The organism is Synechococcus sp. CCY 9618 (assembly GCF_019038415.1).
Classification (GTDB): Bacteria; Cyanobacteriota; Cyanobacteriia; order PCC-6307; family Cyanobiaceae; genus Cyanobium.
The window spans coordinates 1-15,247 of sequence record NZ_JAFKRG010000054.1 but is presented as its reverse complement, the minus strand read 5'-3'; the positions used below and the strand labels follow the sequence as shown (position 1 = coordinate 15,247).

Below are 15,247 nucleotides of genomic sequence, written 5' to 3'. Positions count from 1 at the left end.
TTGGGCGTGGTGGGCCTGGGCCGCATGGCCCAGGCCCTGCTGGTGCCGTTGCTGGAGGAAGGCCTGATCGAACGCTCTGCGGTCAGGGCGGCCGTGGCCAGCGAAGCTTCCGCCCTGCGTCTTGCGCAAGAGCTGGACATCCAGGTCAGCACCGACCCCGCCAGGGCCTGGGCCGCTCCCGTCGTGCTGCTGGCAGTCAAACCCCAGCAGATCGAGTCGGTGGCGGCCCCGGCGGCGAAGGCACTGGCGGAAGCCCGGGAGGCCACGCCCCCAGGCACCCAGCCCCTGCTGATCTCCGTGCTGGCGGGGGTGCCCCTGCGTCGCCTGGAGGCCCTGTTCCCCGGCCGGGCCTGCGTGCGGGCCGTGCCCAACACCCCGGCTCTGGTGAAGGCCGGCCTGACGGGCCTCAGCTGGGGTGAGGGCGTCGGCGATGGCCAGCAGGAGCAGGTGCACCAGCTGTTTGCCCAGGTGGGGGAGGTGCTGCACCTGCCCGAGCCCCAGCTTGATCCCTTCCTGGCCCTGACCTCCTCTGGCCCGGCTTTCCTGGCGCTGGTGGCCGAATCCATGGCCGATGGGGCGGTGGCCGCGGGCCTGCCCCGGACCCTGGCCCAGCATCTGGCCCACCGCACCCTGGCGGGCACGGCGGCGCTGCTCCACGGCCGGGAACTGCACCCCGGCCAGCTCAAGGACATGGTGACCAGCCCCGCCGGCACCACGGCCGCCGGCCTGCGGGAGCTGGAGCGGGCCGGTGTGCGTTCGGCCCTGATCGAAGCGGTGCTGGCCGCGGCGGAGCGCAGCCGGCAGCTGGCCTGATGCCCCTGCGCTGGCGCCGTGCCCCTTCTGAGCTCAGGGGTTTTTCGCCCCCAGCCTCGGTTCGTTGCCGGCCATCAGCCGCTTCAGGTTGCTGCGATGCCGCCAGACCACCAGCACGGTGGTGAGCAGGGCCAGGGCCAGATAGGCCGGCCGCAGGCCGGTGGCGCCGAAGGAGCCCAGCATCAGCAGGGGCAGGGCCAGGGCCGCAACCACGCTCGAGAGGGAGACGATGCGGCTGAGGCTGAGCACGGTCAGGAAGATGCCGAAGCAGGCCAGACCCACCGGCCAGGTCAGGCCCAGCAGCATCCCCAGGCCGGTGGCCACCGCCTTGCCGCCCTTCCAGCCCAGCCAGATCGGCCAGATGTGGCCCGCCAGGGCCGCCAGGCCCGCCGCCACCACCCACCCGTCGCTGCTGCTGCTGAAGCCGATGGGCTGGAGCACGGCCTTGGCCAGCAGCACGGCAGCGGTCCCCTTCAGCACGTCGAGCAGGAACACCCCCAGGGCGGGTCCCTTCCCCAGCACCCGCAGCACGTTGGTGGCGCCGGTGGAGCCGGAGCCCTCCTGGCGCAGGTCAAGGCCGGCCAGCCAGCGACCCGCCAGCCAGCCGCAGGGAATCGAGCCCAGCAGGTAGCCCGCCAGCAGCACAAGCAGATCGGGGAGCAGGACCATGGCGAGAGGACGGAAAGGGGGAGCAGTCCGGTCAGTAGAGATCGGCTTCAGCCTCGATCTCGCCCGGACCGGGAGCGAAGGCCAGCCAGAGGGGGAACTGCAGAATCGGGATCTCGATCACCTGTTCTGCCGCGTCGATGACGATGAAGGGCAGTTCCCCCCTCTCCTCGAGCCGGTCGGCCCGTTCGATCAGGGCGTCGGGGCGCTCGAACAGCACGATGCCGCTGGCGGGGCCGAAGTCATCGCGGCTGAGCCCCAGGCAGTCCTGCAGCCCGCGGCGCCATTCACCCAGCCGCTCCGGCTGGCTGGCCAGCACCAGGGTCTGGAAACGCTCGCCGTAGAGCTCCCCCAGGACGGCGATCGCCGCCGCCGCCGCCAGGGCGTTGCGGCTGCGGCTGCCGCCGCTCGGCTGGGCGCCCCGTCCCCCCTGGGACAGAAACCAGTCGTCCAGCCGGGCCGCGGCGGAGGGCTCCAGGGTGCGGCGCAGCTTCCAGGGATCGGCATAGAAGTCGGGCTGGCCGCCGAACCGCTCCAGCCGCTCCCGGATCAGGTCCGCGTCGCCGCTGAACAGCCCGGCAGCGGCCGGGGCCCCGGTGGCGGCGACGGCGCCCTCCGTTTCGGCCACCGGCCTCTGGTCGAGGGGGGAGGGCTGCACCACCATCGGCTGGACCACCAGTTCCATCTGTTCCGCTGCGGCCGCCAGATCCTGCAGCGCCCCCACCAGGTACTCCTGGAAGCCCTTGAGCCGGCGCGCGATCGCGTCCGACTGGCCGGCGAAGCTGCTGTTGATCTCCTGGCGGATCTGCTCCCGGCGGTCCTCGAGCTGGGCGATCTCCCCCAGCAGCTCGGCCCGGCGCTCCTGCAGCTCCCGCAGGGCCAGCTCCAGCAGCCCTTGGCGGCCCTGCTCCGGCTGCTGCGGCTGCGGGGCAACCACAGCTGGGGCGCCGGACGCCGCAGGATCCGGGCCGGTTGCCTCAGGGGTGGGGGTGGGCGGTTCGGGTCGGTCGCTCATGGCAGCTGGGGAATCGAGGCGGCGGGTAACTCAGGCGGCGTCGGCAGAGGCGGGGGACGGCAGCCGGCGCTCCAGCTCCTCCCGCAGGGCCGTCGCGTCGAACAGCATGGGCAACAGGTGGATGCTCTTCTCCTCCCGGAAATAGAACAGCACCGGCAGGGCCGGCCACCAGACCCGCCAGCTGATCCAGGCCTTGTAGGGGAAGGAGCGGATCACGGTCTCGCGCCGGGCCACCAGCAGGGCCTCCGGGGCGAAGCGCAGGCGCAGCAGGGCCGTCTGCAGCAGCAGGAACAGCCCCAGCACCCCCATCACCAGAGCCGGCCACACCAGGCCTCCCCAGAAGGGCCGCAGGGCCAGAACAGCCGCCGCCAGCACCAGCACCCCCAGGGGCACCCAGAACCGGGGGGTGAGCACCACCTCGTCGGCGCTGGCGGGGGGCGGGGTCGGGGCGGGAGTCATTTTCCGAACAGCAGCTGGGTGAGGACCACGTCCACAAGGGCGACGCTGACCAGAATCATGACCACGGCACCGGTGGTGCTGGCGCCCACCTCCTTGGGGCCGCCGCGGGTGGTCAGGCCCCAGCCGCAGGCGATCACCGCGATCATCAGCCCGAACACCACCGCCTTGAGCAGCATCGAGGGCAGGTCATCGGGATCCATCCAGATCCGCACCGAGTTCCAGAAGACCGTGGGCGGAATGCTGTAGAGCAGGGTGCTGCTCACCTGGCCCGACCAGATCGCCATCCAGAAGAACAGCAGACACTGCACCGGTGCCATCACCACCATGGCCACCACCCGCGGCACCACCAGGTATTCCACCGGGTCGGTGCGCAGCATGGTGATGGCGTCGATCTGCTCCGTCACCTTCATCGTCCCCAGCTGGGCGGCGTAGGCCGTGGCCACCTTGCCGGTGAGCAGGGTGGCGGTGAGCAGGGGCGCGATCTCCCGCGAGAGGCCCAGGGCCAGCAATCCTCCGACGGCGGCGCTGGCTCCCTGTTTGGAGAGTTCCGCCGCCACCTGGATGTTGAAGACGGTGCCGGCCGCCAGCGCCGTGATGAACACGATCAGGAAGCTGCCGGGGCCCGCCTCGAGCAGCTCCTGGATCAGGTCGACCTTGCCGATGCGGCCCCGGGCGATGGCACTGACCGCCTGGCCTCCGATCATCATGCTGGCGCCGAGGCGCCACACCCACCGGGGAGCCTTCATGGCTGCGGATCCGGCAGGGCGCCGTGGTGGAGGCCCCGTTCCGGCCAGCGGCGGATCACCACCAGCCCCAGGACCACCAGCAGAGCAGGGATCAGGCCCATGCACATGCGGATGGCCAGCAGGGCACCATCAGGTTGAAGGATGCCCCGCGCCGCCTGATATCCGCTGAGGCTCATCAGGTTGCCGAAGAAGAACAGGGCCAGGCTGATGCAGATCTTCTGGGTGAACACCATCCAGGCGCTGTAGAGGCCCGCGGGTTTTTCAGGATCGGCGTCGATGGCATCGGGGAGCAGCGCCCAGGGAATCAGGTAGGCGGTCGAGGCCCCGAGGCCCACGACCACGATCGTTCCCACCAGCATGGAAAGGCGCAGCAGATTGCCCGCGGAGCCGGTGGGGGATATGGCACTGTCCAGCGGCATCAGCACCATGGCCAGCAGGCAGCCGACGATCCAGAGGGAGGTGCCCCAGTGCAGGGCGGGAAGGCGGCCACGACGGCGGGCGAAGCCGGTCCAGACCTGGAGGCCCACCAGGGTGCTGACCTGGAAGGGCAGCAGGATCCAGTTGCTCCAGCCATCCGGAAGCCGCATCACCACCGGCAGATAGATCAGAGCCGCGGTCTGCATGATCTGCAGGGCGCACCAGAGCAGCAGGTAGAGGCCCAGCACCATGAGGAACCGCCCGTTGCTGCCCACCCGGGCCAGCAGCCGCCGGGTGGAGCCCCGCTGGCTGGAGGGACGCTGGCAGTGGCGGGCGGCCGGGGCGATCCCCCAGCCGCAGATCAGGGTGGTGGTGCTGATCAGAACCCCGGAGATGATCCCCACCTTCATGTAGCTGGCGGCGTTCTGGAGATCCCGCAGCAGCAGGCCCCCCAGCACGATGCCCACCAGGCCGGCGATGATCGAACCGGTGAAGCGGGCGCTGTTCAACCGGGTGCGCAGATGGACGCTGGTGGTCAGTTCAGCCGCCAGGGCCGAGTAGGGCAGGTTGACGCAGGTGTAGAGGCTGTTGGCCACCACGGAGATGGCCACGAAGATGGCGAACTTCACCCAGGGCCCCCCCGGCGGCAGCCACCACATCAGGGCCATGGCGAAGCCCAGGGGGATGGCGCTGCCCAGGATCCAGGGCAGCCGGGGGCCCCAGGGGGTGCGGGTCTTGTCGCTGAGCCAGCCCACGACCGGATCGTTGATGGCATCCCACAGCCGGGCCACCATCAGCACCAGTCCCGCCATCCAGGCCGGAAGGCCCGCTGCGGAGGTGTAGAAGATGAACAGATAGAAACCGATCAGGGAGGCGGCCATTCCGGTGCCGGCATCCCCCATCCCGTAGGCGAGCAGCACTCTCATTCTTGGCCCGGGCCCCAGGTCGGCCGAGTCCCTCACCCCCGTCGGGGCCTCCGCTACGGAGGGTGGTGAGGGAGGCGGCGGGATCGAAGGGGGCAGGGAGGTCAAACCTGGAGGGCTCTGGGGCAGGTCATCCGGGACTCGTCATTCGAGGCGAGACCGCCGGTGAGTGGTGTCCGGTGCAGGTCATAATGCTGCAGCCGGTGCCCGCCGGTCCGCCAGTAGATCTGTACTGATGCGGGCGTAGTTTAGTGGTAAAACCTCAGCCTTCCAAGCTGATGATGCGGGTTCGATTCCCGCCGCCCGCTTTCTTCCCCGCGACCTCCGTGGTCTCCAGCAGGGAGGTTGCCACGAGCACCATCAGGCTGCGGCTTTCCAGGGGAGCGGTCTGTGGCAGCCACGGCTCGGGCCTGGCCGGCATGGCGTGATCGCCCGGCAGGGCCGTGTCGATGGCCCGCCTCCAGCCTCCGGGCTGGGCCGGCAGCGCGAAGTGCATCGGCTGGTAGTACGCATTCATGCCGCACCAGATCAGCGGCCCGCGATCGGCGTCATGGAGGCTCCAGGCCAGGCAGTGGGACCAGCTGGCCCAGTCCGGCTTGCCCAGCTCGAGGCCGTGCCATTCCCGCCAGAAAGGACCGCTGTCACCGCCTCCGGCCGGTCCGATCAAGGCCGGGGGCAGGTCCTGGTTGAGCAGGGGGGCCAGTCGCTGACGCAGCTGGATCAGGCGCCTGAGAAACCGCCGCAGGGCCAGGTCGTCCTCGTCGGGCGTCCAGTGCATCCACCCCAGGGGGTTGTCCTGGCACCAGGTGTTGTTGTTTCCCCCCTGGCTGCGGCGCACCTCATCGCCCATCAGCAGCATCGGCACCCCGGGGGCCAGCAGCAGGGAGGCGAGCAGGTTGCGCAGCTGGCGCTCCCGCAGCGCGTTCACGGCCGGATCGGCGCAGGGACCCTCCACGCCATGGTTCCAGCTGTTGTTGTGGTTGTCCCCGTCCCGATCGTTCTCCCCGTTGGCCAGGTTGTGCTTGCGATCGAAGCTGACCAGGTCCGCCAGGGTGAAACCGTCGTGGGCGGTGAGAAAGTTGATCGTTCGTCCCACCGGGGCGGGCTGGCCGTTGAACAGGTCCGGGTTGCCTGAGAGCCTCTGGCTGAGGCTCCAGACGGTGCGGTCGTCCCCTTTCCAGAATCGCCGCAGGTCATCGCGGAAGCGGCCGTTCCAGCTTGCCACCCGCCGGGCGGGGAAGTCGGCGAGCCGGTAGAGGCCGCCGCAGTCCCAGGGTTCGCTCACCACCTTCAGATCGCTCAGATCCGGATCCGCCTCCATCTCCTCGAACAGGGGCGGAGCATCGAGGGGGGCCAGCTCCTCGCCGCGGGTGAGGGCGATGCCGAGGTCGAAGCGGAAGCCGTCGATGCCCAGTTCCGTGCTCCAGCACCGCAGGGACTCCAGGATCAGGCGCCGCACCAGGGGCCGGTTGGCGGCGATCGTGTTGCCGCAGCCGCTGACGTCGAGGTAATCGCCCCTGGCGGTCTGGTGGTAGTAGAGGGGGTCGCAGAACCCGCGCCAGCTCAGAGTGGGACCCTCCTGGTTGCCTTCACTGGTGTGGTTGTAGACCACGTCGAGCAGCACCTCCAGGCCGGCCTGATGGCAGGCGGTCACCAGTTCGCGCACCTCCTGGCGTCCCCGCAGGGGGTCGGGGTCCATCAGGTAGGCCGGGTGCGGTGCCATCCAGCTCACGGGGCTGTAACCCCAGTGGTTGAGCCGCCCGGCCGGAGCATCCTGGGGATCGAAGGCCATCACCGGCAGCAGCTCGATGGCCGTCACCCCCATCTCCTGGAGGTAGGGCAGGGTGTCGATCAGCCCCAGCAGGGTGCCCTGCCGCTCCGCCGGCACCGGGCAGCCGCTGCCCCGGGTGAAGCCGCCCACATGCAGCTCGTAGATCACGCTCTTCTGCCACGGATGGCGGGGCCGGGGGGCGGCGTCGAAGTCGAACCGGTCACGCTCGGTGACCACCCCCTTCAGGCAGGTGGAGGTGTTGGGGATCGCCCCGATGGCACTGCCCCGCCGGTAGACGTCCCAGCCGGTGATCGCCCGGGCGCAGGGATCGAGCAGCACCTTCGAGGGATTGAACCCGTGGCTGCCGGGCTGGAGGGGGCCGAACACCCGGTAGCCGTAACAGGCACCGAGGCCCAGCCCCTCGACCTCCACGTGCCAGTGCTCACCGGAACGGTGGCGATGGTCGAGTTCGATCACCTCGCGCGGCTCCCGGGCGGCGCCACTGGCAAACAGAAGCAGTTCGACGCGGGTGGCCAGAGGCGCCACCACGGAGAAGTTCACGCCCCGACGGGTCACGCAGGCCCCCAGTGGCCAGGGATGTCCGATCCGGGTCGCCGACAAGTCACTGGCCAGGGGGTCCGTCCAGGGTACGTCGGGCCTCCGGACGCGGTGACGGACGTGGTGACGGGCGCGGTGACGGGGGTTCAATGGAGCCATGGCCAGTTCCGATGCCGCATTGCTGCCTTCCGAGGAAGGCCGTCCACCCCAGCCGGTGCGCCCCGGCCTGTGGCTCTTCGCCCCCAGCCGGGAGAGCCAGGGGGGCAGCGCCTGGCTTCTGGTGACCGCCGAGGCCGATCTGCTCATCGACTGTCCGGCCTACACCGGGGCCAACCTGCGTTTCCTGGCCGCCCGTGCCTGGCGGGGTGGGGGCCTGGCTGGGTCGCCGCCGGCCTGGATCGTGCTCACCGGCCGCGGCGGCCATGGCCGCTGCCGGCGCCTGCAGCAGGCCCTGGGCTGGCCGGTGCTGGTGCAGGAGCAGGAGGCCTATCTGCTGCCGGGCGTGGAGCCCCTGCACAGCTTCGCCGCCGAACACCGGCTGGGGCAGGGGCTGCGGTTGCTGTGGACACCGGGACCTTCCCCCGGGGCCTGCGTGGTCCACGTCGGCCCGGCGGCGGCGGCGGCCGGCCAGGACGGACTGTTCTGCGGTCGGCTGCTGGTGCCCGTGGCGCCGGCCCGCCTGGCCCCCCTGCGCCTGCGGGGCACCTTCCACTGGGGGCGCCAGCTGCGCAGCCTGGAGCACCTGCGCCGCTGGCTGCCGGCCGGTTCTCCCGGCTGGATCGCCAGCGGCGCCGGACTCGGCGCCCTGCGGGGCCCGAAGCTGGTCGAGCAGGGCGCCCTGCAGCTGGCCGGCCTGGATCTGGAGGCGCTGGCCCTGCAGCCCCCCGGGGGGAGCTCCGGGGTCGCCTGGGCTACCGGCGTGGCCCCGGCCGGGGGGGCCATGGCCCCCAAACCGCTGTCATGAGTGGACTTTCGATGTTGCGGCCCTGCCCCGGGACCCATACGATTGGCGCGCTGCACGCAACGGGCGGTCGGCGACCTTCGCTTCGCCTCATCCATCCGACGTCCCGAACCCCGCCATCGCCACCCATCCGGAGGCTTCCCCGAACAATGAACAAAGCTGATCTCGTCAACATCGTGGCCGCCCGCACGGAGCTCACCAAGACCGACGTGTCCCTCGTCGTCGATGCCGCCATCGAAACCATCGTCGATTCCGTGGTGGAGGGCAAAAAGGTCTCCATCCTCGGCTTCGGCTCCTTCGAGCCCCGGGAGCGCTCCGCCCGCCAGGGCCTGAATCCCAAGACCGGCGAAAAGATCAAGATCCCCGCCAAGCGCGTGCCTGCCTTCACCGCCGGCAAGCTCTTCAAGGACAAGGTGCAGGGCTGATCCGCCCCTTCCATCCGACCATGGCAGCGGCCCCCTCGGGGCCGCTTTTTCATTGCCGCCATGCCGCCATGGTTCCTGCTCAGACGCCGCGGCTGCCCCGCCATCTCCAGGCCCGGCTCGAGGCCGGGCTGCGCCAGCGGGGCCAGGGGTACAGGACCCGTTTCGCCCCTTCCCCCACCGGCCCGTTGCACCGGGGCAACCTCCGCACCGCCCTCGTCAGCTGGCTGGAGGCCCGGCTTCGGGGCGGGGAATGGCTGCTGCGCATCGACGACCTCGACGGTCCCCGCAACCGGCCGGGGGCCGAGGCCTCGATCCTCCATGACCTTCGCTGGCTCGGCCTGGACTGGGACGGCCCGCCGCTGCGCCAGAGCGACCATCGGGGCCTCTACGCCAGCCTCCTTTCAGCCCTGAGACGGGCCGGATGGCTCTACCCCTGCCGCTGCAGCCGCAGGCTGCTGGCGGACGTGTCGGCGCCCCACGGGGCCCTGGCGGTCTATCCGGGGTTCTGCCGGGAACGGCCACCCCGCTGGGGACCGGAGGCGGGCCGTCTGCCCAGCTGGCGCCTGCGCCTGGGGGAGGGGGTGATCCGCTGGCGGGAGCGCTGCGGGTCGACCGGCTGTCAGGACGGCCCCAGCACCGTCGGGGACGTGGCGCTGCGCCGGGCCGACGGGCTGGTGGCCTACCACCTGGCCACCGCCGTGGATGAGCTGCTGATGGGCATCAGCGACGTGGTGCGGGGAGACGACCTCTGGTCCTCCACCGGGGCCCAGGTGGCGGTGATGGCCGCCTTGGGCGCCCCGCCGCCCAGCTACGCCCATGTGCCCCTGTGGCGGGACGCCCAGGGGGAGCGGCTGAGCAAGCGTCACGGGGCCGAGGGGCTGGCAGGACTGCGGGATCGGGGCGAGGACGCTGCCGGGGTGATCGGCCTGCTGGCGGCCAGCCTGGGCATGGTGCCGGCGGGCAGCCGTCTGAGTGCCGGGGAGCTGCTGGCCGACCTTTCCTCCCAGGGCCTGGATCGGTGGCTGCAGCAGGAGCGCCGCATCCGGGAAAAGGCTTAAGGAAGGTTTCGGGATCGGGGGAGGCAAAGCCCGGCACAGTGTGGACATCAGCACAGGCCCCAGCGGCGCTCCCATGTCCCCTCAGGTTTCCCCTGCCGATAACCGGGCCCAATCCCTCGCCTCGTCCCGATGTCCCCAGTGCGGTGGCAGCGGCCTGCTGCGGATCGATGATCAGCGTTACCGCACCTGCCTTGACTGCCTCGGCCAGGGCCACGTCCTGCCCGTGGCCGACGACGGGATCTTCTTCCGCCTCGTCAGCGCGACTTCCGCTTCTGCCGCCAGATGAAGAAGGCGGTGGTGGCCACCACCGCCGCCAGGGGGGCCGCCGTGAGCAGCAGCAGGATCACGGCGGTCCAGTCGGTGTACATGGCTCGGAGGTTTGAAGCGATGCCATCATCCCAGCAGATGCTCCCCCGGTGATGGCTGTCGATCCGCACCCCCCTGCCGGCTTCCGATGGGGAGCGTCACTGGCGGGCGGCTGTCTCTTTCTCGCCCTGATGGCCAGCGGCCCGGGCCGGGTCCTGGCGGGGGTGCAGTTCGAGAACTGCGTCACGGGCACGGACGGGTCCATCTCCTGCGACACGGTTCCCACCGGCGGGACGCTGATGGACGATGTGGATGCCCGTTACGGGCTGCTGCAGAACGCCAGTCCTGGCTGGAGCGAATTCGATCCCTACCAGGGCTATGACGATGATTTCGGCGGCAACCAGACATGAATCCCCGGCAAGAGCGGGATGCAACGACATGTGGCGGGGACTCCCCGGCGGTCATTGCGCTGGAGTAGGTCAGAAGAAACACTCACAGGGCCTGTGATGCATTTCTGGGCACCCGAGATCGACCCGGCCCATCCGCTGGAGTGCACCCAGGCCGAGCGCTATGTGCTGAAGCGTCTCTCCAACGGGGCCTTCGTCTCCATCCGCCCCGCCGACCAGGGACTGGAGGATGTGAGCGACCCGGCGGCGGCCTATCTCTTCCACACCCACGAGGCCGCGCTCCGTGCCGCCGGAGAGCTCAACCGTCTCGGCAGCGACGGCTTTGATGTTGTGAAGGTCGAATAAAGGGCCGTCAGGACCAGCTCTTCTGCTCCGTCCTTCAGCCTCCGGGAAGCTTTGATGAGATCGGCCCTTGACGGCATCAGCCAGGGGCAGGTGAAGCGATGCGCCTGACTTTGGGGATGTGGGCACATCCCCCAATGACGACAAGCTCCCAGACCGTTATTGTGGGCTTCGAAAGGTCTCCTGCGATTCCAATGCTCACCGGATCTGATCTCCTGGCCAAGGTCAAGGAGCTGGGCGATGTCTCGAAGTCCGATCTGGTGCGAAGCTGCGGCTACGTCAGCACCAAGAAGGATGGCGCGGAGCGGCTGAATTTCACGGCCTTTTATGAGGCTCTGCTGGAAGCCAAGGGCGTCAGCCTGGGTGAGGGCGGTGGCAAAGGTGCCTCGAAGGGAGGTCGCAAACTCAGCTACGTGGCCACCGTTCAGGGCAACGGCAATCTTCTGGTGGGCAAGGCCTACACCGCCATGCTGGATCTGCAACCTGGCGATGAGTTCGAGATCAAGCTGGGCCGTAAGCAGATCCGTCTGATCCCCGCCGGTTCTTCCGAAGACGACGACTGAGAACGACGCCCCTGCCATGCGGGTGGCAGGTTCAGCGGGATTCCTGGGATGGAGGTTTCAATGGCCTGATGGGGCGCAGTCGTTCACAGGACACCAGAAACGCCGTCACCCGATCTCCCCAGTTCACGACCACCGGCAGGTGTCGGGTTATTCGGACGACTCCCTGCTGGCCCAGATGGACGAAGCCGTCCAGGCCAGGCCCCAGGTGCTCGATCCAGCGACCCGGCTCTGCCACCGGGACCACCCGGTCAGGCTCCGTTGGCACCGTGCAGCACGGCCGTGGTGGCAAACGACCAGACCGACTTCCCCAGCAGTCGTTCGGCGCCCCGGCAGAGCGTGCCCCGATGGGTGGCCACCAGACGGTCGTGGCGGCCGTTCAAGTCGTCCATGCCTGGAGCCTCCCGGGCTGGGGTGACCACGGGAGTTGACCCCGGGAGTTGACCCCGGAAGCCGGTGATCGGATTTGAACCGACGACCTACTGATTACGAATCAGTTGCTCTACCCCTGAGCTACACCGGCATCGGGCAAGAAACTAGCATTCACCTGACCGCCCGCTCCGCTGCGTCTCGATGGGATCCGACCCGAAGCGATCCCTGGATCCGGAGCTGCGCCGGCGGTTGCTGGTCGAGGCGAAAACCCCCTGGCGTGGGCTCCGCCGGGCCATCTGGCTGGCCCTGGTGGCCTCCGCCGGTCTGGGCCTGGCCACCATGGGCCTCAGGCTCTCCGCTGGGGGGGAGGTGACCTCAGGGGATCTGCTGATTCAGGTCGGTGCTCTCGCTCTCTTCGGCGGGCTGCTCTGGTTCGACCGCAACCGGAGCAACGGCTGACGCGCTGCCCTCCGCGGCTTCGTCGGCCTCTTGATCAGCCCCTTCGGTGGTGTCGCCGGTGCTGGTGCCGGGGCTGACAGGTTGGACGGGCTCGAGGGGTTGGGCAGGTCCCTGCGGCTGCGATGGCCCTTCCGGTTGCGGCGGATCCGGCAGCAGTGGATCCGGCAGCAGCAGAGGCAGCCCCAGGCAGAGGCGTTGCTGCTCCAGCTCCGCCTGGGAGAGGGGCTGGGCTCCGGCCACGGCCTCGGGACTGCGGCTGAGCAGCCAGAGCGACTGGATCAGCTGCTGCCACTGCCACAGCATCACGGCCAGCAGCAGGGCGGCCAGCAGCAGGGCCACCAGCCGGGGAACGGAGTCGAAGGGCGTCAGGGGCGTCGCCACGGCGGCATGGCGATCGACCCACCACAGCAGGGGCAGGGCCAGGGCGGCACCGGCGGCCAGTGCCACCCTCAGACCCGGCGTCACCTGCAGGCGACTCAGGCGCCGCTGCTGCTCACGACGACCCCGCAGGGGCGTTGTGAGCAGCAGCAGGGACCAGACATCGGCCGGTCGCCGGGCCAGCAGCAGGGCCGGCGCCAGGGCGCCGATCGACCAGCACAGGACGCGCTCGAGTCCCGGCAGGGGCCCGGGGTCGCTCCCCGCCAGCACCAACAGCAGCAGCAGAGACTCCAGGGGGAGCACCCCCAGGCCGATCAGCTGGAGCCAGAGCAGAGGCTCGCTGCGCGGCATCACGGGATCAGGTGCTCAGGGTCCTGCGCTGGGTGACCAGCTTGAACGCCTCGACCCGATCCTTCTCCTGCCAGCCGGTGAAGCGGTCGCAGCCGATGCCGCACTCGAAGCCGGTGGCCACCTCCTTGACGTCGTCCTTGTTGCGACGCAGAGAGTCGAGGTCGCCCTCGTAGACGAGCTCCTTGCCCCGGTGCACCCGGATGCGGCAGTTGCGCTGCAGCTTGCCGCTGGTGACGTAGCAGCCCGCCACGGCGCTCTTGCCGATGGTGAACACGGCCCGCACTTCCGCTTCGCCCAGGTTCTCTTCCACCAGCTCCGGCTCCAGCAGGCCCTCCATGGCCATCTGGATGTCCTCCAGCAGCTTGTAGATGACGTCGTAGTCGCGCACATCCACACCGGTGGCATCGGCGGCGCGCTTGGCGCCGGAGGCCATCGAGGTGTTGAAGCCCACGATCACGGCGCCGGAGGCGGCTGCCAGATCCACGTCGGTTTCGGTGATCTCGCCCGGTGCCGACAGCAGCACCCGCACCTGCACCTCCTCCTGGGGCAGCTGCTCGAGGGATCCGAGGATCGCCTCCACGCTTCCCTGCACGTCGGCCTTGAGGATGAGGTTGAGTTCCTTGAGCTCCCCTTCGCTCACCTGGCCCGACATGGAGGCCAGGGACACCCGGCGGGAAGCCATCTGCTGGGCCAGCCTTGTGGCCCGGGCCTCGTTGGCCCGGTCGCCGACGACGGCCCGGGCGCTCTTCTCATCGGTGTAGACCTCGAACTCGTCGCCGGCGGTGGGCACCTCGCTGAAGCCGAGGGCCTCGACGGCGCTCGAGGGACCGGCTTGCTTGACCCGTTTGCCGGTGTCGTCGACCATCGCGCGCACCTTGCCGAGAATCGGTCCGGCGGCCAGCACGTCGCCGGCCTTGAGGGTGCCGTTCTGGATCAGCAGGGTGGCCACCGGACCCTTGGCCTTGTCGAGGTGGGCCTCGATCACGGTGCCCCGGGCCATGCGGTCGGGGTTGGCCTGCAGATCCTCGACCTCGGTGACCAGCAGGATCATCTCCAGGAGCTTGTCGATGTTCTCGCCCTTGATGGCGCTCACCGGCACCATCACGGTGGTACCGCCCCAGTCCTCGGCCACCAGCTCGAGCCCGGAGAGCTCCTGTTTGACCCGGTCGGGCTGGGCGCCCTCCTTGTCGATCTTGTTGATCGCCACCACGATCGGCACCTCGGCGGCGCGGGCGTGGCTGATGGCCTCAAGGGTCTGGGGGCGGACGCCGTCATCGGCGGCCACCACCAGCACGGCCACGTCGGTGACCTTGGTGCCCCGGGCCCGCATGGCGGTGAACGCTTCGTGCCCGGGGGTGTCGAGGAAGGTGATCTTGCGGTGCTCGTCGCCGTGGGGCACATCCACCTGGTAGGCGCCGATGTGCTGGGTGATGCCGCCGGCCTCGCCGGCCGCCACCCGGGTCTTGCGGATGGCATCGAGCAGGCTGGTCTTGCCGTGGTCGACGTGACCCATCACCGTCACCACCGGCGGCCGGCGGATCAGGTGGGCCAGGTCGCTGGCCTCGATCATCTCCACGGTCTTCTTGGCCGCGGCTTCCACGTCATCCTCGAGCACGGGCACCCCGAACTCGTCAGAGACCGTCTCGATCGTGTGCAGATCGAGGGTCTGGGTGACAGTGGCGATGATTCCCTTGAAGAAGAGGGATTTGATGATCTCGGAGCTCTCGACCCCGAGCCGGTCGGCCAGCTCCTGCACCGTGAGGTTGCCCTCCGGCACGATCAGCATCTCGGGACGCTGGGCCTTGGCCTCGCGGGAGGCGCGCAGCTCCATGGCACGGCGACGCTGGCGCTGGCGGGTGGTTTCCTTCTTGCGCTTGCGCACCGCCACGGTGGGCTTGGCGGTGGCGCCGCCGGCGCTGCGGGGCCTGGCCGGACGGGCCAGGCTCGCCTGCAGCACCATCGCTTCCTGCTCCCCGGCGTAGCCACCGGTCTCCGCGGTGAGGGCATCATCGTTCTCGCCGATGATGTGCACCTTCTGGCGCTGTTTCTGAGGCGTGCGGCTGCGCAGGGCCTCCAGCTTGGCGCTGTCGTCCCAGTCGGGTCGGCGGGCGCCTGGAGCACGGGCTCCGGCCGGGGTGGGTGGACGGAAGCCGGGGCGCCTGGGCGCCGCCGGCGGCGTGGCCGTGGGGCGGGCGCCGTCGGTGTCGCCACCGGCCTCGCCACCGGTCTCGCTCCGGTCGGGACGGCGGGGCGGCGGGGC

At 69.9% G+C, this 15,247-nt stretch carries 17 protein-coding genes and 2 tRNA genes; 9 read left to right on the top strand and 10 right to left on the bottom strand.

The window, feature by feature from the left end; translation table 11 throughout:
• The coding region (gene proC, locus KUG41_RS14245) for a pyrroline-5-carboxylate reductase (RefSeq protein ID WP_371734163.1) at window positions 1-813 on the top strand (813 nt) is incomplete at its 5' end.
• Window positions 814-846: 33 nt separating this feature from the next.
• Here the strand turns inward: proC and plsY are convergent.
• Genes plsY through KUG41_RS14220 form a run of 5 tightly spaced genes read right to left on the bottom strand, consistent with a single transcriptional unit; the run spans window position 847 to window position 5,042 of the window.
• Window positions 847-1,482 carry a glycerol-3-phosphate 1-O-acyltransferase PlsY gene (plsY, locus tag KUG41_RS14240; RefSeq protein ID WP_216904872.1) on the bottom strand — a complete coding sequence of 212 codons (636 nt, stop codon included), beginning with the start codon at window positions 1,480-1,482 and terminating at the stop codon, window positions 847-849.
• Between the two features lie 31 nt (window positions 1,483-1,513).
• Window positions 1,514-2,494, bottom strand: a complete 981-nt coding sequence (locus KUG41_RS14235; protein WP_216904871.1) for a DUF3086 domain-containing protein — start codon at window positions 2,492-2,494, stop codon at window positions 1,514-1,516.
• Between the two features lie 30 nt (window positions 2,495-2,524).
• Window positions 2,525-2,953 carry a DUF3119 family protein gene (locus tag KUG41_RS14230; RefSeq protein WP_216904870.1) on the bottom strand — a complete coding sequence of 143 codons (429 nt, stop codon included), beginning with the start codon at window positions 2,951-2,953 and terminating at the stop codon, window positions 2,525-2,527.
• A complete protein-coding gene (locus KUG41_RS14225) occupies window positions 2,950-3,699 on the bottom strand; it encodes an ABC transporter permease (protein ID WP_216904869.1) in 750 nt (249 codons plus the stop codon). Before KUG41_RS14225 ends, KUG41_RS14230 begins: the two co-directional genes overlap by 4 nt.
• The gene (locus KUG41_RS14220) at window positions 3,696-5,042 is read right to left on the bottom strand and encodes an MFS transporter (protein ID WP_216904868.1); all 1,347 of its coding nucleotides are present in this window, start codon (window positions 5,040-5,042) and stop codon (window positions 3,696-3,698) included. Before KUG41_RS14220 ends, KUG41_RS14225 begins: the two co-directional genes overlap by 4 nt.
• A 234-nt stretch (window positions 5,043-5,276) precedes the next feature.
• Between KUG41_RS14220 and KUG41_RS14215 the strand changes: the two genes are divergently transcribed.
• Window positions 5,277-5,347, top strand: a tRNA-Gly gene (locus KUG41_RS14215).
• Here the strand turns inward: KUG41_RS14215 and KUG41_RS14210 are convergent.
• Entirely contained in the window at window positions 5,302-7,431 is a 2,130-nt protein-coding gene (locus KUG41_RS14210) for a glycogen-debranching protein (protein WP_254217319.1), read from the bottom strand. The genes KUG41_RS14215 and KUG41_RS14210 overlap by 46 nt on opposite strands.
• Before the next feature lie 94 nt (window positions 7,432-7,525).
• Between KUG41_RS14210 and KUG41_RS14205 the strand changes: the two genes are divergently transcribed.
• The 6 genes from KUG41_RS14205 (at window position 7,526) to KUG41_RS14180 (ending at window position 11,430) form a co-directional block, all read left to right on the top strand.
• Window positions 7,526-8,332: an MBL fold metallo-hydrolase gene (locus KUG41_RS14205; RefSeq protein WP_254217318.1), complete on the top strand. Its 807-nt coding sequence runs from the start codon at window positions 7,526-7,528 to the stop codon at window positions 8,330-8,332.
• A 146-nt stretch (window positions 8,333-8,478) separates the two neighbouring features.
• Complete coding sequence (locus KUG41_RS14200) at window positions 8,479-8,754, top strand: HU family DNA-binding protein (RefSeq protein WP_015110525.1); 276 nt, start codon at window positions 8,479-8,481, stop codon at window positions 8,752-8,754.
• Window positions 8,755-8,822: 68 nt separating this feature from the next.
• A complete protein-coding gene (gene gluQRS, locus KUG41_RS14195; RefSeq protein ID WP_216904867.1) occupies window positions 8,823-9,812 on the top strand; it encodes a tRNA glutamyl-Q(34) synthetase GluQRS in 990 nt (329 codons plus the stop codon).
• Between the two features lie 419 nt (window positions 9,813-10,231).
• The gene (locus KUG41_RS14190) at window positions 10,232-10,528 is read left to right on the top strand and encodes a lactate dehydrogenase (protein WP_254217317.1); all 297 of its coding nucleotides are present in this window, start codon (window positions 10,232-10,234) and stop codon (window positions 10,526-10,528) included.
• 96 nt (window positions 10,529-10,624) lie between these two features.
• Window positions 10,625-10,870 carry a hypothetical protein gene (locus KUG41_RS14185; protein WP_216904866.1) on the top strand — a complete coding sequence of 82 codons (246 nt, stop codon included), beginning with the start codon at window positions 10,625-10,627 and terminating at the stop codon, window positions 10,868-10,870.
• 191 nt (window positions 10,871-11,061) lie between these two features.
• Window positions 11,062-11,430 (top strand): AbrB family transcriptional regulator, encoded by a 369-nt coding sequence (locus tag KUG41_RS14180; RefSeq protein ID WP_216904875.1) that lies wholly within the window; start codon window positions 11,062-11,064, stop codon window positions 11,428-11,430.
• A 248-nt stretch (window positions 11,431-11,678) separates the two neighbouring features.
• On the opposite strand, the gene KUG41_RS14175 is transcribed toward KUG41_RS14180, so the two are convergent.
• Window positions 11,679-11,819, bottom strand: coding sequence for a hypothetical protein (locus KUG41_RS14175; RefSeq protein WP_216904865.1), 141 nt, complete (start codon window positions 11,817-11,819; stop codon window positions 11,679-11,681).
• 59 nt (window positions 11,820-11,878) lie between these two features.
• Window positions 11,879-11,950: transfer RNA gene (locus KUG41_RS14170), tRNA-Thr, on the bottom strand.
• A gap of 50 nt (window positions 11,951-12,000) precedes the next feature.
• On the opposite strand from KUG41_RS14170, the gene KUG41_RS14165 reads away from it, so the two are divergent.
• Entirely contained in the window at window positions 12,001-12,258 is a 258-nt protein-coding gene (locus tag KUG41_RS14165) for a DUF3493 domain-containing protein (RefSeq protein WP_216904864.1), read from the top strand.
• On the opposite strand, the gene KUG41_RS14160 is transcribed toward KUG41_RS14165, so the two are convergent.
• Complete coding sequence (locus KUG41_RS14160) at window positions 12,175-12,987, bottom strand: low-complexity tail membrane protein (RefSeq protein ID WP_254217316.1); 813 nt, start codon at window positions 12,985-12,987, stop codon at window positions 12,175-12,177. The two genes, KUG41_RS14165 and KUG41_RS14160, sit on opposite strands and share 84 nt — an antisense overlap.
• 7 nt (window positions 12,988-12,994) lie before the next feature.
• The coding region (gene infB / locus KUG41_RS14155) for a translation initiation factor IF-2 (RefSeq protein ID WP_254217315.1) at window positions 12,995-15,247 on the bottom strand (2,253 nt) is incomplete at its 5' end.

Coding starts and splice junctions, on each gene's coding strand:
- plsY (WP_216904872.1), bottom strand. CDS start 1,482: ATGGTCCTGCTCCCCGATCTGCTTGTGCTGCTGGCGGGCTACCTGCTG.
- KUG41_RS14235 (WP_216904871.1), bottom strand. CDS start 2,494: ATGAGCGACCGACCCGAACCGCCCACCCCCACCCCTGAGGCAACCGGC.
- KUG41_RS14230 (WP_216904870.1), bottom strand. CDS start 2,953: ATGACTCCCGCCCCGACCCCGCCCCCCGCCAGCGCCGACGAGGTGGTG.
- KUG41_RS14225 (WP_216904869.1), bottom strand. CDS start 3,699: ATGAAGGCTCCCCGGTGGGTGTGGCGCCTCGGCGCCAGCATGATGATC.
- KUG41_RS14220 (WP_216904868.1), bottom strand. CDS start 5,042: ATGAGAGTGCTGCTCGCCTACGGGATGGGGGATGCCGGCACCGGAATG.
- KUG41_RS14205 (WP_254217318.1), top strand. CDS start 7,526: ATGGCCAGTTCCGATGCCGCATTGCTGCCTTCCGAGGAAGGCCGTCCA.
- KUG41_RS14200 (WP_015110525.1), top strand. CDS start 8,479: ATGAACAAAGCTGATCTCGTCAACATCGTGGCCGCCCGCACGGAGCTC.
- gluQRS (WP_216904867.1), top strand. CDS start 8,823: ATGGTTCCTGCTCAGACGCCGCGGCTGCCCCGCCATCTCCAGGCCCGG.
- KUG41_RS14190 (WP_254217317.1), top strand. CDS start 10,232: ATGGCTGTCGATCCGCACCCCCCTGCCGGCTTCCGATGGGGAGCGTCA.
- KUG41_RS14185 (WP_216904866.1), top strand. CDS start 10,625: ATGCATTTCTGGGCACCCGAGATCGACCCGGCCCATCCGCTGGAGTGC.
- KUG41_RS14180 (WP_216904875.1), top strand. CDS start 11,062: ATGCTCACCGGATCTGATCTCCTGGCCAAGGTCAAGGAGCTGGGCGAT.
- KUG41_RS14175 (WP_216904865.1), bottom strand. CDS start 11,819: ATGGACGACTTGAACGGCCGCCACGACCGTCTGGTGGCCACCCATCGG.
- KUG41_RS14165 (WP_216904864.1), top strand. CDS start 12,001: ATGGGATCCGACCCGAAGCGATCCCTGGATCCGGAGCTGCGCCGGCGG.
- KUG41_RS14160 (WP_254217316.1), bottom strand. CDS start 12,987: ATGCCGCGCAGCGAGCCTCTGCTCTGGCTCCAGCTGATCGGCCTGGGG.